We start from the raw sequence: 22725 nt of genomic DNA on the forward strand, positions 1-22725 counted from the left end.
CCTAACTCTAGTATGGAAAAAGCTCTGCAGCATGACCACTATGTTCAAGTAGCCATTTACTTATAAGTTTTAGGCAGTCAGGAGGCCCTAATGAACAAGAACGAATTTATGGAAGAGTTAAAGGAGATTGTTGAAGATCCATTGTTTATTGGAAATTCGATTGAGGATCTTACTGACGAAGCGGCGGAAAACACTTGGTCTATTTCGATGGGACAGGAGTTGGCAAATGATTTTACTATGGAAGAACTGGTTTCATTCTTTACCCAAGTTCAAACCAATAGAAAAGAGCAGATCGTCCATACTAGTGACCATCCCATGATTTTTTATGCATGGTTTGACTGGCAGACATCAAGCCTCAGATTCAGCTTGATGTCTGCATTTCAAGAAAAGTTGCCGTTTGGCAGCAAGTATAAAACGATTGCAAGTATAGAACCCATCATCGTTGAATTTCTACAATTTCAGTTTCACGATGGCTTCCCTTTTACCGAGATTCACGATGAGGTTCCTACCGAGACGGAAGAGAAAGAAAAAGTGAATGAACCGTTCAATGTTTATGTAGTAATACTTTCTAATGATAGAGAAACTTTGTAACTTGGCTCAATCTGAATGCAACTCATTGCTAATTAAATTGCATTCAAAATAGGGGAAAGCGACATCAAATTTCCTGAAATCGAAACATGAAGGAGATCTGGTTTTTGTCGTAAAAGGCTAAAACACAAGTAATTATGAAAGGAGAAAATCATGCTAGACGTTCATTTTAATGACTGGAGAAAAAATCGTACCCCGGAAGACAAAAAACGAAAGCACGAAATGAATATTTTTGAATTGATTTTTTCTAGGAAGGCTACAGAATTGGGACTGACCATAGAGGGGCATGAGTTGATCAATATTTTTTGTGTAGGAAATGAACGAAGTCCCTATTCTCTAAGCAAACGGACAGAAATTATGGAGATTGAAGTGAAGGTGCCTTATAATTTTCTGGAATTTCTTTGCTTGGAATCCACTGAAGCGAAATTCAAGGAATTTAAGCGCTTGATTCATTTATATGTAGTGCCAGTTTTACTGGAATATTCCCCTTTACCAAAGGATGTCATTTTGGAACTAGTGGACCGTTCACTTAATCAAATTCCGAATCAAAATTACGAAGCCGTGTTTTTAGCAGGAAAAACTCCGAAAAAGAGTCCTAGCCGGAAAAGAGTAGCGTTATTAAAAGGTGTGCATCGCGTCGAAGGGTTTCAATTGTATTGTGAAGTTTATGATGCAAGAGGGATGCGAATTGTAAACAAGCTTTTGGTGGAAGAGATAGGAGAACCAAATGCCTATTCCAGATTTTTAGGGAAACTGAAATGGCAAAGCGAATCGTTGATCGTTGTCAAATCTCCATACAGCAGCTGGCAGGCTACTATCGAAATTTAGACTATTTAATAAACCCTGTAAAAACGTTTTTTTAGTTTTGGATGTAATTTATTGGGAATTAAGTTACATTCAATCAAATACTCAAGGTAGGTGGTGAAGCCTTGTGATGGATTGGCAATGGCCGGAAGTGGATGCTTTAGAAAGTCAGGAAAAGTGGAATGAAGCAAAATCGTTCTTACTAAAGAACTGGCAGCAAGATCCGACTGACGTAAAAGTGACCATTCGACTGGGGTTCTTTTGTTGGTATCTCTTAGTCGAAGAGGTGCCTCTAGGAGTCGGAAATGTAGACTTGGATGAGTTAGCGACCATATTAATCCAAGCTACGAATTTTGGATTAGCTAATTTGAAGGATCATGAAGAGTTCCTTTGGATTTTCGGCTATATGATTTCACTATTTCCGTATTACTTTGGTGATTATGAAGATTGGGAAGAAAAAGGTAAATTGATGTTGAGACGTGCTCATGAACTATGCCCAGACGAGCCCGTGTATCAGTATTCTTACATAAGTTCCCTCACTTCCGATGATGTAGAGCTGAAGAACGGATTTCAACAATTAAAAACTGTGCTTGAAGACAGGTTTCAAGGAAAAGGGTTATTGTCCGAGTACTTCACAAGTATATGGCAAAACTGGCAAGGGATTTGAACCAGTCAAAAAGTTCACATCTAAAGAAGATATATGGAATTCGGATGGTTTTCTTGCATTCATATTCAAATTACTTGGTTATTATCAATTCTAATACTTTATTATGTTGACGCTGAAAGTGAGGAGAATTCTAAATGCGCGAGAAAAAAATCCGTGGGATTAAACGGAAGACGGAAAATATGGTCGGCCGGATCGAAGAAAACACACTGGCGTTCCCAACAGAATACTACAACGGCAACTGGCATATGCACTTACCGGTTGGCCAAGGTTTTATCAGCTCCGGTAAAACTCCGCGGAAGGTCAAGCGATTGTGCATGCAGACGTTAGTGGATCGAGCAGAATATCTAAAAGGGCTGCAGCCGCATAATGAAGAAAGATATCGGGTTGCTGTCTTATTTACCTTGCCCAGTCTATGGAATTCGCAAATTATCATCTTCAAAGGGGAAGATGATTTTAAAGATTTCTTTAACAGGGATAGCGATTATTATAAGTGGATTCCTCTCACAGATAACGGAAACATTCAAACTGACTGGAAGTTAACTATTCCGGACGATTTAGACATATCCGGTTTTAAAGAAGTTATTGATGACGAGGATGGTTATTATGAAAGTGAAATTTGGTTATAGGAGACATTAAATGACGAGCTTTTTAATGTAACATGATGCGAATTAAGTTACATTCAATAGAGCTTAAATTAGTAAGGGTAAATAAGAGAAATAGGATGGGAGGGAATCAACATGAAGAAGGAGATGGAAGAACTGATTGTGAAATCGTTCTTCGAAAAAAACGTTCAAGAAAGAGTGCTCCACGAATTGTTTACACCAAAGAAAAGGGATCATGCTTTAAATCGGCTTTGCCACGAATATCAGAGGATGTTGAAGGGGAAATACATGATCGAAATTCCACCTCCTAATTCGGATCCAGATGACATTTATGAGCTACTCATGAAAAACGGAGCTGAAAAGATGTGCTATTCCCTGTCTCACAGTGAAAAGGTAGATGGAAAAGAACTGCCTCTTCAAGAAGTTTTGGAACATGCTGTAGGCTTTGGTTTTCCGTCTATCATTTCGTGTATTCCGGGTGAATTAGCCTACTTTGAAGCGGAACAAGCAAATGGATCTCCACCCAGATTTATCTTAAAGCGTCCTAAAATGAATTGAAATGATAGCCTACAATCTTTCCGAGAAGCTAACCAGTCCTACTTGGGAAATCTTTTTTTCTTAGAAGAGTTGTAAGTGGCAAATGCAACAAATAAGAGAACCGCAATCCTTCCGTATGTCATTGCGGGCCTTAAAGGAACAATTCCAGTAATAGAAGCAAATAAACTTGATTGGAGTTGAGACAAATAGAAAGTTATTTTTAGAATATGACGCTAGGAAGATTTAAAGCGGGGGGAAGAAGTACCGTATACATCATGCAGGAATGAATTAGGCAGCAAAGCTTTATAGAGAGGGGGAGTTATATGCCGAAGATTGATAATATGCTGGCAATTATATGGATGCTTCGTTCGGGTGAAAAAATTACTGCAAAACAAATTTCAGAAAAGCTAGAGATGAATATAAGGACAGTTTATCGTTACATTGATACAATTTCAACAAGTGGCGTACCGATCATTTCAGAACCAGGTCATAACGGTGGCTACACTTTAATGAACAATTTTATTGAAGCACCACTTTTTTTTGATTTTGAGGAGCAAACTTCCCTAATCCATGCGGCAGTTTTTGCAGAAGAAGCTGGATATTATGGCGGTGAAGCACTAAATAGGGCCATTTCAAAACTTAGTAATTACTCAAATCAAGAGCAGAAAACAAAGGTAAACCAAAATTTAACCAGCCTTGAAGTAATCAATCGATCAAGTCCATTCTCTATAGAACCTTTTTTAAAAGAGCTGGAACAGGCCGTAGCTGACGGGTACTCAGTTAAAATTCGCTACCAGAAAAGCGGCGAAAAGCAATCAAATGATAGATTAGTCGATCCATACAGAATTCTTTATTGGAACAATAAGTGGTATGTCATTGGATTTTGTCATCTTAGGAATGAGATTCGTAGTTTTAGAGTAAATCGAATTGAAAGACTAATGCTAACCCAAAATGAGTTTAATCAGCCAGAAAAGTTTTCAGCGCATGACTTTTTTTTAGAAAATCTTCTTCCAGCCATAGAAGGTAAGAAGGGGATGACTTCTTTGGTTGTTCAGGGACATAAAACTGTATTAGATGATTTCTGCCAACATTGGTTTTTAGGACATTATTTACAGCAACGGACTTCAACTCAAGCAGTTTTTCTTCTGGAAAAAGATGTGATCCATACATATGTGCCTTATTTACTTTTACCGTATAATCAATCGATTAAGGTCATTGAACCAACAAGTCTTAAGAAACGACTGGTTGAAGTTCTGGCGGAACTAATAAAATTTCATGAAATATGATGACTTCCCTGACGCTAGATGTCAGGGAAGTTATTTTATACTAGCTCTATTAATTGGAATTGGAGTGATATGGAATGCTAACAAAAAAAGCTTTTCTCTATGTATTTGATACAATGTCGGACTGGGAGTATGGATATTTAATTGCTGAACTAAACTCGGGAAGATATTTTAAAAAAGATATAGCTCCTTTAAAAGTAATTACTGTAGGAGCCAATAAAGAAATAATAACGACGATGGGAGGGGTGGGCATTAAGCCAGATATTTCACTTAATGAATGTATTCTTGGAAGTAAAGATCTTTTAATTTTACCAGGAGGAACGACGTGGAATGAAGAGATTCATCAACCTGTCTTGGAAAGAGTCGGCGAAGCATTAAAGCAGGGCACTATTGTGGCCGCAATTTGCGGTGCAATCGAAGGCCTTGCGAATTTAGGATATTTAGATGTTAGAAAGCATACAAGTAACAACTTAGAGTATACCAAAATGGTATGTCCTAATTATAAAGGAGAAGAGTTCTATGAAGCGGAATCTGCGGTATCAGATGCAAATTTAGTTACTTCCTCTGGAATAGCTCCACTGGAATTTGCGGTGGAAGTGCTGGAAAAATTAGATGTTTTTGCAAAAGATGCATTGCGTTCTTGGTACAGCCTGAATAAGGCCCATCAATCCGAAGACTTCTTCCAATTAATGAATTCAATAAAAAAATAAATAAAGCAGCTGGAAAGCTCAATTCACTATTATGATTTGCAAGAAAGCTAGGTTTTATTTTTTAAATTCCTTATCGGTGTAAATTCACATTTAATTGATGCGCTCTCTGTTCTATCTTTAGTAATGAAAAATTCTAGTCAAAAAATACTGGATGACAAAGCAAATTCCAGTCAGTCACAAGTTTATATCTCTTCACTTATTGGTAGATGATATTTGAATGGCCAAGATAAGAAAAGCAGAGGAGTCACTCTCTTTTTAAGAGCAGTCCTCCGCTTTTGTAATCCCTTTATTTAATAAACCGACTCATTATCCAGGTTTTTTATCCGTTCTTTTTACGGAAATGGCGTTGGACAATGGCGGGATACCAAATGTTAAGGGCAAAATAATTAATTTAGCAAATAGAAAAAGATCTCAAATCGGCGGCTGAAAAGGAAGATGTGCAGCCACAGCAAGTATTCGTCTGGCGTCGGTAATTCCGTAAAATGGAAAATGAGGACCACTGCGATTTCGATATTTTTGATCCAGATTGAATTAATAAAGAGAACAGAAAGGTTATTAATCAACTGAACCCCAAATATAATTATTTCTTAAAGTGTATACCATGTGAGAGTCCGTTCAGTGGACGACCTTTTTCTTTATTGCATCAAATCGTTCATTTATATTGAAAAAATCTGAGCACAGACAGCGCCTTGTTATAAATGTTTCTCTTTACCGAAAAGGAGAATATTTTTCTCGATTTTAGTTCCAAATCAGATTCTAGCAGCAAATTTTTTTCGTACATGCCTAATCATAATTATTTCATCTGATCATTTTGAAAAGAATGATTTAAGAAGGAAATAAGCGTAAGAAAAGTTGCGAGGAGCTTTTAAGGGTAGAGGCTTTGGCAATTTTCTTTGTGCACTCGTACAGTGAGCTCGAACAGTGTGAAAGTCGGATTTTTAGTGGATGCTTCAAATAAGTCAGATGGATGCTCTTTAATTCTTTTAAAAACTTTGGTTAGTAAAACTTCGCTTTGATCTTTATCGCCTGTTAATTTATATGCAATGTTAAATAGGAAGTATTCATACTTGTTGTAGAAAGCCTCGAATGATGCTTTATCTTTAACCATATGGATAGTCCTTAATTCTTGGTTAGTAGTCATTCTCACGCTCCGTTGGGGTACTAATTAACTATCTATACCTTTACTTTTTAATTCATAAACGTGTAATTTTTTTACATTTATAAGGGAGTAAAAGCTCTATAAAGTTAATGAAAATATTGAACCATTTTTTAAAAAAGAATTACGAAAAATGGTATTAAATGTTCAGATGCGTCTTGAATATACTGGATGAATGAACCAATCCACACCGATATTATCGAATATGGATTTATTTTATTTGTAAGTAGGAATTTTCTTTTATAAAAGAGAACTTAAGGATAGAACAGAAAGGAAGAGAAAAAGAGAGGAAAAGAATATATCCTTTTAAAAGAAGAGCAATTGCCCAATGCATAGGACAGTCTTAAACAGCTAGCAATTCATTTGTCAAGAGAAATAAGGAAGGAGGCACAGCAATATGAAACTGGTACAAAAAGAATATAGAGGAAGTGAAATAGACGTCTATTTCACGCCGGCTCTTTGCATCCATGCTGCTGAATGTGTCAAAGGACTTCCGTTGGTTTTTGACACAACACGGCGGCCTTGGGTAGATCCGCAGCAAGGGAGTTTGGAAGCGATAGCTCAAGTAATTGAACGTTGTCCAAGTGGAGCACTTCAGTACGGACGAAAGGATGGAGGGCCAAATGAACAACCGGATGCACCGGCTACCATTGTTCCCACCGTATCCCAGCAATTAATTATGCGAGGAAATCTTCAGATAAGCCAGGTGGAGGATGACATAAAAACTTATCGCGCTGTACTTTGTGGATGCGGGCAATCAAATAATGTCCCCTTCTGCGATAAAAGCTCGAACTGTAAGGGAGAGAAAAGTTGATGGAAATCAAATCAGGAGAAAACAAATTTTATATTGGTGATGATATTAAGAATACGGATGCTGAAGTTCATTATGTTCCGGCTGGCGCTACTCGAATTATTGTTGACCATACACATGTTGGAGAGCAGCTTCGAGGCCAGGGTGTAGGCGAGCAATTAGTGGAGACCGTGATTGGTTATGCAAGGGAAAACAACTTGATGATTGTGCCCCTTTGTCCTTTTGCGAAGCATCAATTTGAAATACATCCCGAATATGCAGATGTTTTAGCCAAGTAACCACGAACTCCGTTTTTTTCAAATCACTTCTTTTATAGCAATAGATGAGACGAGTTTTGAACTAAATACAGGTCTTAGCTAGAGGCTAAACGGATAGCGATTCGTTTAGCCATTTGATTTAGTTTAAAACCAGTGCGACAAGTGATTAATCACTAAAGCGGATTGAAAAAGAGTAATTGGAGTGATAGTAAATGATTCATAAACGCGTGTTATGGTTGGAACTGTTTTTTGATTTGATTTTTGTTGCGGCTATAGCAAAAGCTACTCATGTATTGCTGCATTTGGAAAATGGAATAATTCCAGGGGAATACTTATTCAAATTTGTTTTAATTTTCATCCCGATCTGGTGGTCATGGGTAGGCCAGACACTTTATACGAACCGCTTTGGGGAAGACCGGCTGTCCCATCGTCTATTCATGATTCTTCAGATGTTTTTTATGGTTGTACTGACAGCTAGCCTGTCCCCTGATTTTGACAATTACTATATCCCATTTCTCATCGGTTATATTGGTGTACGCATGGTAACCGCTCTTCAATATATCTATACACTCCGATCCTTGAAAGGGCCTAGCCGTGCTGTGGCTAAACACCTGGGGTTCGGCTTTCTCATCGGAATTTTCATTTCGCTTTTATCCGTCTTTTTCGATTCTTGGCTAAGGTATTTCATCTTGTATTTGGGAATTATAATCGATCTCTTTATTCCAATCTTGAACAGAAAGCATTTGGAAAAAGTGCCGGTCAATACGCCGCATCTTTTGGAACGATTCGGGTTATTGACCATCATTTTGTTTGGAGAATCAATCGTCAGCCTTGTTGCCATATTCGAAACGGAAGCATTTTTATGGAGTGAAGTGATCCTTATTTTCCTTGCATTTTTAGTAATCATCGCCATGTGGTGGCAATATTTCGACAACCTTGAAAAGAAAATCGATAAAGAGGCTGTCACTTCTGGACAAGTCATCATTTATGGGCATTTATTCACTCTAATGTCTTTAAGCTTGTTTGCTGCAGTCATTCAGATGAGCTATCTATACGAAGTAGAACCGGTTTTTTTATTGGTTTTGACGTTTAGTACTGCTTTTGTATATTTCTCAGCAACGACAGCTGTGTTCCATAAGTACCGTAGGCCAGAACATCGTTTACAAGTCTGGCATCTGCTTTTGTTTCTCGCTATTTTAATTTCTTTCCTGATTTTCAATTTGCTCGTCTCAGTTTCTGTATTAGTCCTTTTAACGGAACTGCTGATCTTTTTCATTGTTTATACAGTCTTTACGACCAAATAAGAGCATTTGAATTATTGTACACACTCTATAAATTTTAGCAGAAGACAAATTTTAAACTTTTACAGGATAGTAAATAAAAATAGGATGAATCATAATGGCATCTGCACAATAATCAGTAGCCACTTGTTTATAAAGGAAAGGGAGAGGTTGTTCGATGCACCTCTCCTTTCTTTTTGCCCTTTAAAGAGTCTTATACGAACGGTTTTATTGCCACATCTGGCTAATTCTTTCTTCTTAATAGGTGCGTATTCTAAAAATTTAATATCTCCGGACAGGAACGATTGAATGAAGATGGAATACATGGCTACTTCCTAAGGCGCTCCAAATTTACTGGGTGATTGAGCAAAAGCATTATTCGGTTATTAGTAATTCAAGGAGAAATACAAAAAACTCCTTAGAGTTAATTGAGCCCAAATGAGAATTAGGAGTATTACATATCAAGAGGTTTTCAGCAACAATTTAAATACAGAGGGGAAAAGATGGCTGCTACAGCACATCTTTTCTCCTTTTTGTCTAGAAAAGTGTATTTTTATTCAAACGGCTGTTAATTAAAATTTTGCCTTTGTAAAGGGCGGATGGAAATTTAGATTTGAATAATCTTGCACACTTCCGCTAATTCCTTCCCCTCGCTCAACAGGCCCAAAAACTTGTTTAATGACGTTGCTACGTACTTATCTTTCCGATTCTTCTTGGCACCAGCATTATAGCGGAGCAGAATGATGCCGAGTCCAGCGGATATACATTCGAGTTTTACTTCTTTCGACTGCGCCAGGTAAGTCACTTTTATAATGTCTTTAGTTTGTGATTCAGTACTTATTAAGTAATCAAGAAATTTTGTTTAAAAATTTTAAAATTTAGATTGTTTTTAATGTATTGTTAAATTATAATACAAGACATAACAATTAGAGTTTTTGAGGAAGGGGGCTCAATTCAAATCTAACCTAATTTCAGATTCCATAGGTTAAAAAAGATGAGAGAACAAATCCGTTTGCCTTCGATAATATAATGGTTGATCTAGTCTCAATGCAGATAACTTGCGAGAAACTCGATGACTACTAATTGATGGAGAAGGCTACAGCTATGCCCATTTATCTTTGGATGAGGGCGTCCAAGATTGGCGAGGGTACTTAATGAGTCTTCAACATTACGGACATAAAGGACTTGTACTTTAGAAGTAATGGGGTCTGCTTATTATCAAGATCCTCAAGCGGCAATTATGAAATCCCTGAAAAAGATAAAAGAAATGAAAATCTAATCATTCGATTTGGAGGAACTCGTATGAACAATGGTGCGTTGACAAGAAAGCTAGGTTTTTGGGCAGCTTTAGCAATTGCAGTTGGAACGACAATAGGTTCAGGTATTTTTGTTTCATCAGGAGATGTTGCCCGGGCTGCTGGAACACCTTCGCTGGCGATTCTTGCTTGGATTATAGGGGGATTGATTGCTATCCCACAAGTTATGGTATTAGCAGAACTATCAACTGCCTACCCGCAAAATGGAAGCGGTTACGTTTACTTGAACAAAGCTGGATGGCGCCCTTTAGGCTTTCTGTATGGCTGGGCAACGTTTTGGGCTTTAGATCCTCCGTCCATTGCAATCATGGCATTGGCGCTTGTTTCTTACATAGCGACGTTTCTGCCGTTCTTTGATGGCTTGCCAGGGAAATTGCTGGGTATTGCGATCATTTTGATTATCACTTCTATTCACTATCGAAGTGTTAAAGAAGGCGGGTTATTCCAGGTTATTATTACAGCCGTTAAGATTATTCCCTTCTTAATTGTGATTGGTTTAGGATTGATGTACATGAATCCAGGGAATTTCTCATATACCCCACCTTCAGGCTCAGGTCCAACAAGCTTGATTGGAGGAATATCGGCAACTACTTGGGCATACACAGGAATGGCAGCCATTTGCTTTATGGCAGGGGAATTTAAAAATCCGGGCAAGGTTTTACCACGTGCCCTTATCGGTTCTATTTTGATAGTGATGTCTTTGTATACGTTGCTTGCGGTTTGTGTCATCGGCTTAATGCCATTTGAAAACCTACTCGCATCTAATGCAGCCTTATCAGACGCTGTAAAGTTCATACCAGGATTATCTGATATTGCTTCATCGTTTGTGGCGGTTACCGCCATTATTGTCATTTTAGGCTCTTTAAGTTCATGTATTATGTTCCAGCCACGTCTTGAATATGCGATGGCAAAAGATGGCTTATTCTTTCAGCGCTTTGCGAAAGTTCATCCGAAGTATGAAACACCGAGCTTTTCAATCGTAGTACAAGTTACGTATGCTTGCATTCTGGTCATGTTCAGCAACCTGACTGCTTTGCTGGGATATTTCACGCTTATTCAATTGCTCATCAATATCATGGATTTTGCTGCAGTCTACAAGTGCCGCAAACGAGGTGATTATAAGCCGGTTTATCGTATGCCAATGTGGAGAGTCACTACTATGCTCGCTATTCTAGGCGCAGCATGGCTTGCTTGGGGCACATTTACTTGGGCACCAATTGAAGGCATGATTGCCGCATTGATTGTAGTTGCGACAGGACTTCCTGTGTATTACTACTGGGAAAAGAAATATGGTGGCAGAAAGAGCGAAGAAGCAATGGGTTGGGACCTTAAAACTGAGAAAGTCAGTCCTGCTGAACAAAAATAGAAACTATTTGTTTAATTTGTTATATTAATTTATAATACAAGACATAACAAATAAAAAATGGAAGGAAGATGAAATTGCTGAAATACGATGAAGAACTATTTTTGAAACTGGTGGAAAAAGAAGGACTAGCTTATAGAGGGAAAATCGAAGAAATTGTAGACGAGATTTGCGAAAAAGGTTACAGCAACATTTTCCTTATTGGTGCAGGTGGAACTATCGCGATGATGTACCCTTATGAATATATTTTGAAAGCCAATTCAACAATTGAAGTGCAAGCACAAATAGCGGCGGAATTTATGGCGATGAACAATAGACGCTTCAGCGAAGACTCTGTTTGCATTTTCACATCTGTCTCTGGAACAACGGAAGAAACAGTGGCAGCAGCTAAATTCTGCCGGGAAAAAGGAGCAACAACGATCGCCTTAGTGGCAGAACCGTATACTCCGCTTACTCATGCAGTCGACCACTGCATTACGACTGGATCTGAAACGCATTCTTTTGATACCTTCTTCATGCTGTTACACATGGTCGTATTCCGTTTTATGCACAACAAAGGCGAATTTCCACAATACAAGAAATTCACAGAGGAAGTTGCACTGTTGCCAAAAGCGATCTTAAGCGCGGTGAAGGCATTTGATGTGAAAGCAGAAGAGTTTGCTATTAAGCATAAAGATACGGATTATCACATGATGGTCGGTTCCGGAAACTTATGGGGCAATACTTACTCTTACGCAATGTGCATTCTGGAAGAAATGCAATGGATCCATGCCAAGTCGATTCACGCAGCCGAATTCTTCCACGGTACACTTGAACTGGTTCTGGAAGACACCAGTGTTATTTTGCTGAAAGGCGAAGATGAAACAAGACCGTTGATGGATCGTGTTGAAAGATTTGCTGAAAAGATTACAAAACAACTTACTGTTATTGATACGAAAGATTTTGAAATGGAAGGAATAAGTGATGAATTCAGAAGCCACTTCTCTGTCAACATCAACTGGGCATTGTTAAGCCGCATCAGTGTATATTTGGAGCGCGAAAGAAATCACCCATTGACTCTTAGAAGATATTACCGACAAATGGCATATTAACAAGCTGATGGGCGCTACTTTGTAGTGCCCATTCCTTAATATCAGAGAAAGTAGGGAGAAAGATGAAAATTGTGACGCTCGGGGACAATTGCATGGATGTTTACCAAGTGAATGATCAGGCATATCCTGGAGGAAACCCAGTGAATGCGGCGGTATATTTAAAAGAGTTAGGCGCTGAAGTCGCTTATATCGGTTGGATAGGTTCTGATTCATACGGAGAATTGATGAGAGAGAAGATCCAGGGAAAAGGCGTAGATACTACTCATCTTTCAACAAAAAAAGGGAAAACGGCAGTTACGCAAGTCGAGTTACATGGAAACGACCGTTATTTCGGTGAATACGATGAAGGAGTTATGGCTAACTTCTGCTTAACAGAGGAAGAAGTGGAGTTTGTAGGAACGCACCAGCTTGTACACTCAGGGATTTGGGGACATGCTGAAGACAAGTACCCGCTGTTCAAAGAAACGGGGATTCTTACGTCCTTTGATTTTTCCGATCAACTAGGTCATGGATTGGTAAAAAGTCTTTCGCCATTTGTAGATTATTCATTTTTCTCTTATACAAAAGATGATGACTATATTCGCCAATTTTTGAAGGAAGTTAAAAATTGGGGGTCGCAAATTGCTGTGGCTACATTAGGCGAGAATGGTTCCCTTGCTTATGATGGAGAACGTTTCTATCGGAGCGAGACAGTGGAAACAAAAATAGTAGATACAATGGGAGCAGGGGATTCATTTATAGCAGGTTTTCTTTTCGGAACCTTAAAGGGACTTTCAATTGATGAATGTATGGAATTGGGATCAAATACTGCTGCCAAAACAATCGGCTATTTCGGAGCGTGGTGACGGGGATTGGAAATCTATGTATAATAGAGACTAAACAATCTATTGATGGATAAGGATGAGTTAGTATGAATTTAAATCCTTCAACCCCCCAGCCGTTATACATGCAGATTAGGCAAATGTTGAAGAATGATATTCAGCAAGGAAAATATCAGCCAGATGAACAAATTCCAACGGAAGCTGAACTATGTGATATCTATAATGTTAGCCGAATCACAATTCGAAAAGCTATTGAGGAATTGGTGAAAGAAGGAACTTTAACACGTGTTCCGCGTAGAGGTACTTTTGTTACAACTAATAAATTCCATAACGAATTATTATCTGTAAGCGGTTTCTCGGAGTTTAGCCATCAGTTAGGCATGATTCCGAACTCACGTATTTTAAGAAGCGAAGTTATACCAGCATCCGAGGAAGTTGCAGGTCATCTTTTAATTGACGTGGGAAGTCCAGTTTTAGAGCTGGAGCGACTCATGTACGTAAATGATCATCCTCTTTTTTATGATATTGCTCATTTTCCTTTAATTCGTTTTCCCGATTTAGAAAAGAAAATTGCAATGGACGAATCCACGTACAAAACCCTGTCCAAGGAGTATCAAACAGAAATTATTAGTAATGATAAAATCATCGATGTCATTGGTGCCACAACAGATTATGCAAAATTGTTGGAATGTGATGTTGGTGCAAACTTGTTTAGGATTTTAAAAATTGCTTTTGATGCAAATGACGAACCTGTTCATCTTTCTACTTTTATGTGCGAAACAAATAAGGTGAATCTAACAATTCATCGAGCAAAGTAAAGACATTCAGAAATAATGAAGGGCAATCTTTAGGTGAAACTCCAGCTGCACTGTTCGGGTCAGTCGAGGAGAACCGCTTGGGTGGGAAATAGAAATCCACGAGATCGACTCCTTCGACATGAAAGACTAAAGGGATTGCCTCTGCAATCCCTTTAGTCTTTCTCGGTATTTCAGCATCTGTTTTATTTTAGTTTAAAAAATCCTTTTCTCGTTTTAAAATCATTAGTCAAAGAAAGGGGAAGCAGAACACAGCTTCCTCAACATTGTCTTGCTGAATTTAATTAAGTCGAAGTTGAATTCATTCGTAAGTATAGTTAAAGAAATTGGTTATTACAATAACTGAATGAAGGGAGATATATGATTTCTGCGCTCGGCAATTGTAAGAAAAAAAGTTAAAGCATGGAATATATCTAATCTTTAAAACGATCCTTAATAGATGGACGAAAAATTAGAGTACCTATTATTACTTATAGAAAGACAGCAGGCTTAACACAGGCCGCTTTTTATTCTGGTTATTAATTAATGTGCTACCTATAAAAATTACTGAGATAAGAATAACTAGTTAGTCTGCTAATTAATTGTTGACAGCTAAATTTCGTGGTGATATATTTAGTGGGCTAAACATTATGGCTAGTGGAGGGAAATCTATGAAAGTCTCTGTAGATTGTGATATCCGTGAGTCTTTAGATAAAGTATCATCTAAAATGCGCCGGGACTATAGTGAAAGCTTAAGAGAACTTAATCTTTACGTTGGACAGGACAATTTGCTTGCCCGTTTATGGGCAGGGGATGGAATCACGCAAATGCAATTATGCGATCATTTGAAATGCGAGCCGCCGACAGTCACCAATATGGTTAAATCGCTGGAGCAAAACGGATTTATACTCCGCAAGCGCGATGGACAAGATGGCAGGGTTATGCGGATATATCTAACTGACAGAGGAAAAGAGTTAGAAGGTCCGGTTGATTTTAAATGGAAACAGCAGCAAGAGAAATTGCTGAATGGCATTTCATCGGAAGAACGCTTAGTTCTAAGAGATTTAATGAAGCGGATGGAGAGAAATTTGTTTTAAGTTCTCTCTAACTATTTACTTAGCAGGCTAAGTATTGGTAGATGAAACTAAGTTTCTTAGGATCTTTAATTTCGAGGTTAGTACAAATTAATTGTTTAGCAAGCTAATTAAATGGAGAGAGACATACTTTTTTTAAAGTTGGGAGGAAAATTATGAAGCTCGAGGAGAGCATACTTATATGCATAAAAGAACGTCCCGGAATAAGCGCAAAAAAGATTATTAGTTGTATAGACTCAAAAACAATCAATTTATCACCCGTGGAAGAATACAGTTCGGAAGGTTCTATCTATAAGCATTTGCGGACATTGAAAAGAAATGGAAGTGTTCATAATCGAGGGGACCGTTGGTACAGGATGAATTCCTTCAACTAGAATATGAACCAGCATTCTTCTCAGCCTCTGATAAACCTTTTCCCAAAAGTATTTTTCATTTAGAAAATGTACGGTTCATAAAATGAAAAATGTTGAGTGGCATAGAAATTAATTCTAAAAACTATATTGAGCAAAAGAGTCGTTAGCAAGTTTTACTCTAGAGAAAAAAGTGAACGCGATAATTCTATGCAGGCACAAGTAAAGGATTAGAGCCTATCAAAAATAAAGGAGATTACCAAGATGGCAAAACAAAAAGAAATGCAATTAGCATTACAAATGGTATCCGGCTACGGGGGCGAATTCAGCGCTTGGCGAATGCCGGGTACCGATCCAGCAGCCTATACCAATATGGACAGTTACGTGGAACGAGCGAAATTAGCGGAAAAAGGGAAGTTCCAGATGATCTTCATTGCGGATACGCCGGCGTTGCCAAATGATTTAGGAGCCCAAACTCCTATGTTTCCGATGGATCCGATGCTTGCGCTGCTGTCCGTAGCGAGGGAAACGGAAAAAATCGGCCTTGTTGCCACCCTCTCCACGACATTCAATTACCCTTACAATTTGGCGCGGCAGTTTAAAGCGCTGGATGTGATAAGCCACGGACGCGTCGGATGGAATGCAGTGACCACATCCGATCCGTCCGCGGCATCAAATTTTGGTGCGCAGCCGTTAAGCCGCAAAGAACGCTATGCCATGGCTCATGAATCGATTCAAATCGTGCAAGCATTATGGGGGAGCTGGGAAGAAGATGCCTGGACGCTGGATACAAAAGGCGGAAAGTTTGCCGACATGGCCAAAATACAGCCGGTCAATCTTAAAGGCCATTATTATGCATCTCGTGGTCCATTGCCGATTCCTCCTTCCGAACAAGGACAGCCAGTGATTTTCCAAGCCGGCGGTGGTTACGAAGGGCTGGACTTGGCTGGAAGATATGCGTCCGGTGTCTATGCGAACCCTTATGACATCGCTTCTGCCCATGAACATCGGCAAGCGCTTCGGGAGAGTGCAGTCCGTTTTGGGAGAAATCCGGATGACATCAAAATGTATGCCGGTTTTATGTTCTCCATCGGGGCGACGGAAGAAGAAGGGTTGGAACGGCGAAGAAAACTAATGAGTTTTAATCCTGAGGAGATTCCAAGCCGGGTCAGTTATCTTGGAGCCATGGTGGGGTTACGGCTATCGGTACATACAGTAGATATCGACCAGCCTTTACCGGAGGATTGGCTGGAACGTGCCTATGCTAGTCCACAGGATCCCCGTTCCCCTAGAGCTTTGGAACTGCTGAAGCAAGGGCTTTCCATTCGCGACGTTCTGGCGCATGGCGTCATCAATTACCATCCGGTTGTTGCCGGTACTGCAGTACAGGTAGCAGATTTTCTGGAAGAATGGTTTTTGGCAGGCGCGACGGATGGGTTTTCGGTTGTTCCGGATATTGCCTATGATGGTGTAGCCGATTTTGTGGAGCAGGTGGTTCCGATTTTGCAGGAACGCGGGCTTTTCCACAAAGAGTATGAAGGAAAAACGCTACGCGAAAACATGGGCGTACCTTATCAGTACGGGAGTGCTGAGACTAAGTAATCTGTAGAAAAGAAGATTCTGATGAATGACACATGTCAATTGCTTCAAACTTGAATAAACAAGGCTTTGCAAAAAAATAAACCATTATTAAGTTAATGAGGTTACTGGGAGAGAACAAATGAAAAAACAATACAATACAAAAGCGATTTTGGCATCGCTGCTCATCGTCGGGTTTGTCGGCATGTTCAGTGAGACCGCCTTAAACATCGCCATGGTGAATTTAATGGACGTGTTCCAAATTTCGGCGGCAACCGCACAGTGGCTGACGACCGGATTTTTGTTGACACTGGGAATTTTGATGCCGATCAGTGGCTTGCTGCTGCAAATGTTTACCACGAGACAGCTGTTCATTGGTGCGCTCATTAGCTTGATTACAGGGACATTAATTGCGGCACTAGCGGTCAATTTTGAGATGCTGATGGTGGCACGGGTGCTGCAGGCAATGGGTATGGGCTTATTGCTGCCACTCATGTTTAACACCATTCTGGTCATCTACCCACCTGAAAAACGAGGAGCGGCTATGGGATTTGTTGGCCTTGTCATTATGTTCGCGCCGGCAACCGGCCCGACCATTGGCGGTTTATTGATCGAATACTTAACATGGCATTACATTTTCTGGTTCTCACTGCCATTCCTGGTTATTGGGCTCTTGATTGGGCTGAAGTATTTGGAAAATGTGACTGAAGTGACAAAACCACGGATCGATTTGTTTTCAGTCCTACTGTCTACCATCGGTTTTGGGGGAGTGGTCTTTGGCTTCAGCAAGGCCGGTGAAGGAGAGGCGGGATGGGGCAGTATGGTCGTAATCACGTCTATCCTCATTGGGCTGATTGCTTTGTTCTTCTTCGTGCTGCGTCAGAACTCGATGAAAGATCCGATGCTGGACCTGAGGGTTTTCAAATTTCCGATGTACGTCGTTGGATTGCTTCTGGTGATGATGAGTATGTTGATTATTATGTCGAGCATGATCATTCTGCCGATGTTCCTACAGACAGGTGCCGGATTGTCTGTCTTTATTGCCGGGCTCATGCTATTGCCTGGGAGTGCGTTGAATGGATTGCTTTCCCCATTTATCGGCCGGTTATTTGATAAATATGGACCGAAATGGCTTGTCATTCCAGGACTCATTCTTGTTACAACGATGTTATGGTTTTTCACCACGCTCACTACAGCTTCATCGGTGGCATTTATCGTAGCCCTGCATATCGGGTTGATGGTTGGGATCGCGATGATCTGGATGCCATCCCAAACGAATGGGTTGAATCAGTTGCCGCCTGAATTATATCCGCATGGTACGGCAGTCATGAATACACTCCAGCAAGTGATCGGGGCAGTCGGGACGGCGGTAGCCGTCAGTATTTTGACAGGCGGTATGGAAAATTATCTGCATCACTCTGCATCACCGACAAAACCGGCAGAAATGGCCAATGCGATGGCTTCAGGTTTGCAAAACGTCTTTTTGTTTACTGTAATAATCGCTATTTTTGGCCTGATCATGGGATTCTTTATTCGCCGGGTAGTCGTGCGGCGGGAAATGATCAATTCGCCGCATTGATCGATTAGACATATTAAGAAACTCTAGTAAAAGAAACACAGGTACAATGTGGCGTGGCAGCAGAAGTACTTAACTGAATGGACTACCCAAAAAAGAAGACCCGCAGCTTAAATAATAGTTGCGGGTCTTCTTTTTCATGTTCACCCTTCTAACGAGTGGAAGATTCTTAAGTTTGCTTAATATTTAGCACCCTTTGGCTTCGGTCTTACTAAAAAATATTGATGCAACGAATACTAGGGATTTTTTGAATTAGGAATTATAGGTCTCCCGGTTAATTCTTACAATATCTTCATGTGTCATTCCAGCTGAGAACTTCTCCATTACTTTATCCCGCTGGATGGGTGCTTTTTCTTTATCGGCCTTTTTCAAGGCTTCGACTAGTTCTTCTTTTGTCAGTTCGGTACAGTAGGCAGGAGTTCCAGGCTGCTCTCTCCAAGAATCACTTAACGAACCGCCATCTACTGCATCGAAGCCAAGCTCATTCACTACGTCGATCATTACTTGTTTTTGTGATGGGTTATCCCCGGCAATTGCCATGGCAATACGGCCTTCCGTGCCATCAGGAGTCCCTTTATTTTCTAACGTATACGCTAACAGATTGTTGAATGCTTTAATAATGGGCCGTCCTAATTGATTTGAAACCCAAACACTTTCAACCATTCCATTTTCAATTTCCTTAATCTGATTGTCTCTAAAAGGATAATAGTTGGACGTGTCTGCAATGATGACGTCCTCCCCAACTTGATCGATGATGGGACGGATGCTCGGCATGACATGAAGAGGGAGGGAGAGTAGAAGAACGTCAATGTTGTTGATAACCTCTTCGACAGCTACAGGTGTTCCTGCAATGTCCTTGCCATCCAGGTGTTCAATATTCCGGGCATCAGCAATTTTAACCTCGTGCCCATTTTTAACTAATTTTTTTGAGATGCTTGCCCCTATTGGTCCCGCTCCTATGATTCCAAACTTCATTTTTCTTCCTCCTAGATTATTATTTTACCTACTACTTATCATGTTGGATTAAAACAAGTGAACTGACACTTAGACACCAAATATAGTTAGTAGGCTAAATAAATTGTAACATAGAATATTACTGAAAAGAAATGCAGACGTTTCAGTGAAATTTATAACTTCGGGAAATTATTTTGATTTATAAGAAATGAGAGTAGATCGTCCATTTACAAAATACCAATTCGATGTACATCCGAAATATGAAGGTGTACTAACCAAGCGACCATGGTTAAACCAGACAATTTATAATTACTCAGAATCTATGAGCTTTTAAATGAACTGGCCCAAAACATAAAAATGGTGTAAACCTATCGCAGGACATGTGTACGGTAAAGTACAGTGCTCATTATCTGCATCGAGTTGCAGGGAAGGATAGACGATTCACCTGCTGTCCGAGATTAACTTTCATTTAATAAAAAATGCACTCCATTGCCGGATTGATGCCTGGCAATAGAGTGCAGTCCTTAAAGGAGTCTTTGAAATTGAACTTCATTCATATAAGCGGGGTGTATTAATGAATGCAGCAAATAGAAATCAATAAACTTCTGTGAGTTCAGTATCTGAATAAACGGAAACCTGGACAATCGCTTTCCCCTCAGCAATGTTTTTGACAAAATGAGGTACACAGGCATTCCAGCTGAAAGAATCTCCCGCTTCAGCTACGATGGAATCTTCTCCTTGTTCAGCAAGGATTTTTCCTTCAAGGACCAGATGGGATTCCAAGCCTTCATGTGCATTGCTTTCTCCGGTAGACGCACCAGGAGGAAATTCGACAATCATCATCCGCAAACCTCCGATAGAAGATAAGTGCTCCACCTTCAAACTGTTGTACTTGGAGTAATTTCGCTCGTCTTTTCTTACAACCCGCATATGCTCCTGTTTTTCCAATAGCAAATAGGGTAGCGGCACCCCCAAGTAGTTTGAAATGGTTTGCAGCGTACTGATGGAAGGAGAGCTGTTGTTATTTTCGATGTTGCTGACAAAGCCTTTTGACAAACCGGTTTCTTCGCACATCTGCGCAATCGTGATCTGCTTGCGGTTGCGTATGCTCCGGATTTTCGATCCAATGTCCATTTTTTTCTTCACCTCATATGTTTCATTATAGAGAACTTATTTCTATTTTAGCAAACAAATTGTTGACAATCTAGCAGAAGGTTGTTATCTTATAAGAAATAAAGATTCTTATTAGAAAACAAAGAGCCGGGTGGCTATTTTTTTCTGCCTGTAAGTTTAGTAATAAGAATAATTTATCTCTTGAAGAATTCAAAGGGAAATAATAAAGAGAAAGGATGTTCAAAATGAATGCACCTTTGGCTTTTGAACTGAAAAAGCCCCATAATGCAGATCCGGATAGAACTTATCCCGCACTTTTTGTCATGCACGGTATGGGCAGCAATGAAAAAGACATGCTGAATTTGGTGAGTGGACTGGAAGATCATTTTTACATTTTCAGCATACGCGGCCCAATTGAACGTCCACCTGGATATGCTTTTTTTACAATTGAGCGATTGGGAAAACCCCATCAAGAAGTGTTTCAGGCAGCTGTCGATAAAGTTTCGGATTTTATCAGCTGGGCTGAAAGTGAATATCCGCTGGATGCAAGCCGGATTTACTTGCTTGGGTTTAGCCAGGGAGCCATTCTTTCAATGGCAATAGGATTGTCTTTGGGAAGCCGCATCCGGGGCATTGTTGCTTTGAGTGGGTACATTCCGGAGTTTGTAAAAACCGAGTTTCAGCAAAGTTCAATGGAAGGGCTGTCGCTGTTCATCTCGCATGGAGAACAAGACCAGGCTTTGCCTTTTGAATGGGGACAAACAAGCCGGAATTATTTCCATGATTTAGGGGCGGATGTGACGTTCAAGAACTATCCGTCAGCACATACTGTATCGCTGCAGAATTATAAGGATTTTGAAAAGTGGCTGCTGGATTCACTGGCATGACCCAAATAGTTAATAGAGGAGGAAATTATTATGACAAATAAAGTAGAAGCAAGTACCGTATTGTTGCGTGTTGTATTGGGAGTCAGTTTCTTTATCCACGGATTGGTGAAATTTCAAGGAGGGATCGGCAATACAGCAGGATGGTTCGACAGCATCGGCATCCCTGGTTCTTTGGCATATGCCGTGGCTTTAATTGAAATGATAGGCGGATTTGCATTGATCATTGGACTGGGTACACGCATCGTCTCGGCATTGTTGGCAGTGGTGATGCTAGGCGCAATTTTCACCGCAAAATTGCCGGCGGGATTCTTGGGCGACGGTGTGGGAGCAGGATATGAACTGGACATTGCTTTCATGGCAATCGCTATTTTCCTTGCAGTGAACGGCAGCAGAATGCTGGCAGTAGATGGCATCATTTCAAAAACAAAGCAACACAAACAGGAAACTAGCCAGTCAGTTTAATGGCTATAAAAGGAAAGGCATTTCCGGTTACCGTATAGGTAGCTTGGAAATGCCTTTTCTTTTGAAATTTTTGAATTTACGAATAGATCAACAGATAAAATCAATCTCGTTAATACATTCATGTGACTTCAATAATGGATAAATATGCTAAAGTGAAAAAAGGTAACATATAGCTAAAGGAGAATAAAAAATTTGAAGAAATTTTATGTGGCATCAAGCTTTAAAAATATTGAAGCCGTTCGTTATGTATCGAATCATTTAGAGAATAAAGGATATCTTCATACATATGATTGGACAAAAAATAGAAAAATCGTGGAAGGCAAGACAACTTCATTAAAAGTTTTAATGGAAATCGGACAGCAAGAAATAAAAGCAGTGGGCGAATCAGATTTTGTTGTCATCTTATTGCCAGGAGGAAAAGGAACCCATATTGAATTAGGGATTGCATTGGGACAGAAAAAGAAGGTTTTTCTCTACTCCAAAGACGGTTCCATCAACAATATTGAAAAAACAAGCACATTCTATCATTTGCCAGAAGTCGAAAAATGTTATGGAACTTTAGAGGAATTAGTGAATAAAATAGCTGCTTCAGAAAATTTAACCAGCAGATTTTAATTGCTGATGCATAAAC

23 protein-coding genes are annotated in these 22725 nt (G+C 39.7%); 20 read left to right on the forward strand and 3 right to left on the reverse strand.

Translation table 11 applies throughout. From position 1 onward, the window contains the following. Nucleotides 1-90 precede the first annotated feature (90 nt). The 7 genes from BLQ32_RS13245 to BLQ32_RS13275 all read left to right on the forward strand — a co-directional run bounded on the left by BLQ32_RS13245 (nt 91) and on the right by BLQ32_RS13275 (nt 5191). Complete coding sequence (locus tag BLQ32_RS13245; RefSeq protein ID WP_074510679.1) at nt 91-591, forward strand: hypothetical protein; 501 nt, start codon at nt 91-93, stop codon at nt 589-591. A 150-nt stretch (nt 592-741) separates the two neighbouring features. Beyond that, nucleotides 742-1416, forward strand: coding sequence for a hypothetical protein (locus tag BLQ32_RS13250; protein ID WP_074510680.1), 675 nt, complete (start codon nt 742-744; stop codon nt 1414-1416). 106 nt (nt 1417-1522) lie between these two features. Further along, nucleotides 1523-2059, forward strand: coding sequence for a hypothetical protein (locus BLQ32_RS13255; protein WP_244890366.1), 537 nt, complete (start codon nt 1523-1525; stop codon nt 2057-2059). A 134-nt stretch (nt 2060-2193) separates the two neighbouring features. Continuing rightward, nucleotides 2194-2685 (forward strand): DUF3916 domain-containing protein, encoded by a 492-nt coding sequence (locus BLQ32_RS13260; RefSeq protein ID WP_074510682.1) that lies wholly within the window; start codon nt 2194-2196, stop codon nt 2683-2685. Nucleotides 2686-2796: 111 nt separating this feature from the next. Beyond that, complete coding sequence (locus BLQ32_RS13265; protein WP_074510683.1) at nt 2797-3219, forward strand: hypothetical protein; 423 nt, start codon at nt 2797-2799, stop codon at nt 3217-3219. Between the two features lie 302 nt (nt 3220-3521). Further along, the gene (locus BLQ32_RS13270; RefSeq protein ID WP_053168341.1) at nt 3522-4484 is read left to right on the forward strand and encodes a helix-turn-helix transcriptional regulator; all 963 of its coding nucleotides are present in this window, start codon (nt 3522-3524) and stop codon (nt 4482-4484) included. 74 nt (nt 4485-4558) lie between these two features. After that, nucleotides 4559-5191: a type 1 glutamine amidotransferase family protein gene (locus BLQ32_RS13275; RefSeq protein ID WP_074510684.1), complete on the forward strand. Its 633-nt coding sequence runs from the start codon at nt 4559-4561 to the stop codon at nt 5189-5191. Between the two features lie 865 nt (nt 5192-6056). On the opposite strand, the gene BLQ32_RS13280 is transcribed toward BLQ32_RS13275, so the two are convergent. Beyond that, on the reverse strand, nt 6057-6332 hold the full coding sequence (locus BLQ32_RS13280) for an RNA polymerase sigma factor (protein WP_074510685.1): 276 nt from the start codon (nt 6330-6332) through the stop codon (nt 6057-6059). A 412-nt stretch (nt 6333-6744) separates the two neighbouring features. Between BLQ32_RS13280 and BLQ32_RS13285 the strand changes: the two genes are divergently transcribed. The 10 genes from BLQ32_RS13285 (at nt 6745) to BLQ32_RS13345 (ending at nt 18681) form a co-directional block, all read left to right on the forward strand. Further along, the gene (locus BLQ32_RS13285; protein WP_074510686.1) at nt 6745-7161 is read left to right on the forward strand and encodes a (4Fe-4S)-binding protein; all 417 of its coding nucleotides are present in this window, start codon (nt 6745-6747) and stop codon (nt 7159-7161) included. Further along, nucleotides 7161-7436, forward strand: a complete 276-nt coding sequence (locus tag BLQ32_RS13290) for a GNAT family N-acetyltransferase (RefSeq protein ID WP_053168207.1) — start codon at nt 7161-7163, stop codon at nt 7434-7436. The genes BLQ32_RS13285 and BLQ32_RS13290 overlap by 1 nt, the downstream gene beginning before the upstream one ends. A 191-nt stretch (nt 7437-7627) precedes the next feature. Next, the gene (locus BLQ32_RS13295; RefSeq protein ID WP_074510687.1) at nt 7628-8719 is read left to right on the forward strand and encodes a low temperature requirement protein A; all 1092 of its coding nucleotides are present in this window, start codon (nt 7628-7630) and stop codon (nt 8717-8719) included. A gap of 1278 nt (nt 8720-9997) precedes the next feature. After that, nucleotides 9998-11377, forward strand: a complete 1380-nt coding sequence (locus tag BLQ32_RS13310) for an amino acid permease (protein ID WP_074510690.1) — start codon at nt 9998-10000, stop codon at nt 11375-11377. Between the two features lie 74 nt (nt 11378-11451). After that, nucleotides 11452-12465 (forward strand): SIS domain-containing protein, encoded by a 1014-nt coding sequence (locus tag BLQ32_RS13315; protein ID WP_074510800.1) that lies wholly within the window; start codon nt 11452-11454, stop codon nt 12463-12465. Between the two features lie 62 nt (nt 12466-12527). Continuing rightward, a complete protein-coding gene (frlD, locus tag BLQ32_RS13320) occupies nt 12528-13310 on the forward strand; it encodes a fructoselysine 6-kinase (protein ID WP_074510691.1) in 783 nt (260 codons plus the stop codon). A gap of 65 nt (nt 13311-13375) precedes the next feature. Next, on the forward strand, nt 13376-14104 hold the full coding sequence (locus BLQ32_RS13325) for a GntR family transcriptional regulator (RefSeq protein ID WP_074510692.1): 729 nt from the start codon (nt 13376-13378) through the stop codon (nt 14102-14104). A gap of 647 nt (nt 14105-14751) precedes the next feature. Next, nucleotides 14752-15177: a MarR family winged helix-turn-helix transcriptional regulator gene (locus BLQ32_RS13330; RefSeq protein ID WP_036809001.1), complete on the forward strand. Its 426-nt coding sequence runs from the start codon at nt 14752-14754 to the stop codon at nt 15175-15177. Between the two features lie 611 nt (nt 15178-15788). Then, a complete protein-coding gene (locus BLQ32_RS13340) occupies nt 15789-17126 on the forward strand; it encodes an NtaA/DmoA family FMN-dependent monooxygenase (protein WP_074510694.1) in 1338 nt (445 codons plus the stop codon). A gap of 118 nt (nt 17127-17244) precedes the next feature. Then, the gene (locus BLQ32_RS13345; RefSeq protein WP_036808992.1) at nt 17245-18681 is read left to right on the forward strand and encodes a DHA2 family efflux MFS transporter permease subunit; all 1437 of its coding nucleotides are present in this window, start codon (nt 17245-17247) and stop codon (nt 18679-18681) included. Between the two features lie 249 nt (nt 18682-18930). Here the strand turns inward: BLQ32_RS13345 and BLQ32_RS13350 are convergent, their stop codons facing one another. Both BLQ32_RS13350 and BLQ32_RS13355 read right to left on the reverse strand, forming a co-directional pair. Continuing rightward, nucleotides 18931-19653: an NADPH-dependent F420 reductase gene (locus BLQ32_RS13350; RefSeq protein ID WP_074510695.1), complete on the reverse strand. Its 723-nt coding sequence runs from the start codon at nt 19651-19653 to the stop codon at nt 18931-18933. Nucleotides 19654-20226: 573 nt separating this feature from the next. Beyond that, nucleotides 20227-20766, reverse strand: a complete 540-nt coding sequence (locus BLQ32_RS13355) for a helix-turn-helix domain-containing protein (protein ID WP_074510696.1) — start codon at nt 20764-20766, stop codon at nt 20227-20229. A 224-nt stretch (nt 20767-20990) separates the two neighbouring features. Between BLQ32_RS13355 and BLQ32_RS13360 the strand changes: the two genes are divergently transcribed. The 3 genes from BLQ32_RS13360 (at nt 20991) to BLQ32_RS13370 (ending at nt 22709) form a co-directional block, all read left to right on the forward strand. After that, nucleotides 20991-21632 carry an alpha/beta hydrolase gene (locus BLQ32_RS13360; RefSeq protein ID WP_074510697.1) on the forward strand — a complete coding sequence of 214 codons (642 nt, stop codon included), beginning with the start codon at nt 20991-20993 and terminating at the stop codon, nt 21630-21632. A gap of 30 nt (nt 21633-21662) precedes the next feature. Further along, nucleotides 21663-22094, forward strand: a complete 432-nt coding sequence (locus tag BLQ32_RS13365) for a DoxX family protein (RefSeq protein ID WP_139150548.1) — start codon at nt 21663-21665, stop codon at nt 22092-22094. Nucleotides 22095-22286: 192 nt separating this feature from the next. After that, complete coding sequence (locus tag BLQ32_RS13370) at nt 22287-22709, forward strand: nucleoside 2-deoxyribosyltransferase (RefSeq protein WP_074510699.1); 423 nt, start codon at nt 22287-22289, stop codon at nt 22707-22709. Nucleotides 22710-22725: the final 16 nt, after the last annotated feature.

Origin of the sequence: Planococcus glaciei (genome assembly GCF_900099655.1) — a bacterium.
GTDB lineage: Bacteria > Bacillota > Bacilli > Bacillales_A > Planococcaceae > Planococcus > Planococcus glaciei.

Excerpts from the sequence above, each read along its gene's own strand:
- BLQ32_RS13295 (WP_074510687.1), top strand. The coding sequence starts at position 7,628 with ATGATTCATAAACGCGTGTTATGGTTGGAACTGTTTTTTGATTTGATT.
- BLQ32_RS13285 (WP_074510686.1), top strand. The coding sequence starts at position 6,745 with ATGAAACTGGTACAAAAAGAATATAGAGGAAGTGAAATAGACGTCTAT.
- BLQ32_RS13325 (WP_074510692.1), top strand. The coding sequence starts at position 13,376 with ATGAATTTAAATCCTTCAACCCCCCAGCCGTTATACATGCAGATTAGG.
- BLQ32_RS13345 (WP_036808992.1), top strand. The coding sequence starts at position 17,245 with ATGAAAAAACAATACAATACAAAAGCGATTTTGGCATCGCTGCTCATC.
- BLQ32_RS13275 (WP_074510684.1), top strand. The coding sequence starts at position 4,559 with ATGCTAACAAAAAAAGCTTTTCTCTATGTATTTGATACAATGTCGGAC.
- BLQ32_RS13330 (WP_036809001.1), top strand. The coding sequence starts at position 14,752 with ATGAAAGTCTCTGTAGATTGTGATATCCGTGAGTCTTTAGATAAAGTA.
- BLQ32_RS13350 (WP_074510695.1), bottom strand. The coding sequence starts at position 19,653 with ATGAAGTTTGGAATCATAGGAGCGGGACCAATAGGGGCAAGCATCTCA.
- BLQ32_RS13270 (WP_053168341.1), top strand. The coding sequence starts at position 3,522 with ATGCCGAAGATTGATAATATGCTGGCAATTATATGGATGCTTCGTTCG.
- BLQ32_RS13360 (WP_074510697.1), top strand. The coding sequence starts at position 20,991 with ATGAATGCACCTTTGGCTTTTGAACTGAAAAAGCCCCATAATGCAGAT.
- BLQ32_RS13365 (WP_139150548.1), top strand. The coding sequence starts at position 21,663 with ATGACAAATAAAGTAGAAGCAAGTACCGTATTGTTGCGTGTTGTATTG.
- BLQ32_RS13245 (WP_074510679.1), top strand. The coding sequence starts at position 91 with ATGAACAAGAACGAATTTATGGAAGAGTTAAAGGAGATTGTTGAAGAT.
- BLQ32_RS13355 (WP_074510696.1), bottom strand. The coding sequence starts at position 20,766 with ATGGACATTGGATCGAAAATCCGGAGCATACGCAACCGCAAGCAGATC.
- BLQ32_RS13340 (WP_074510694.1), top strand. The coding sequence starts at position 15,789 with ATGGCAAAACAAAAAGAAATGCAATTAGCATTACAAATGGTATCCGGC.
- BLQ32_RS13265 (WP_074510683.1), top strand. The coding sequence starts at position 2,797 with ATGAAGAAGGAGATGGAAGAACTGATTGTGAAATCGTTCTTCGAAAAA.
- BLQ32_RS13310 (WP_074510690.1), top strand. The coding sequence starts at position 9,998 with ATGAACAATGGTGCGTTGACAAGAAAGCTAGGTTTTTGGGCAGCTTTA.
- BLQ32_RS13280 (WP_074510685.1), bottom strand. The coding sequence starts at position 6,332 with ATGACTACTAACCAAGAATTAAGGACTATCCATATGGTTAAAGATAAA.
- BLQ32_RS13290 (WP_053168207.1), top strand. The coding sequence starts at position 7,161 with ATGGAAATCAAATCAGGAGAAAACAAATTTTATATTGGTGATGATATT.
- BLQ32_RS13250 (WP_074510680.1), top strand. The coding sequence starts at position 742 with ATGCTAGACGTTCATTTTAATGACTGGAGAAAAAATCGTACCCCGGAA.
- frlD (WP_074510691.1), top strand. The coding sequence starts at position 12,528 with ATGAAAATTGTGACGCTCGGGGACAATTGCATGGATGTTTACCAAGTG.
- BLQ32_RS13260 (WP_074510682.1), top strand. The coding sequence starts at position 2,194 with ATGCGCGAGAAAAAAATCCGTGGGATTAAACGGAAGACGGAAAATATG.
- BLQ32_RS13255 (WP_244890366.1), top strand. The coding sequence starts at position 1,523 with ATGGATTGGCAATGGCCGGAAGTGGATGCTTTAGAAAGTCAGGAAAAG.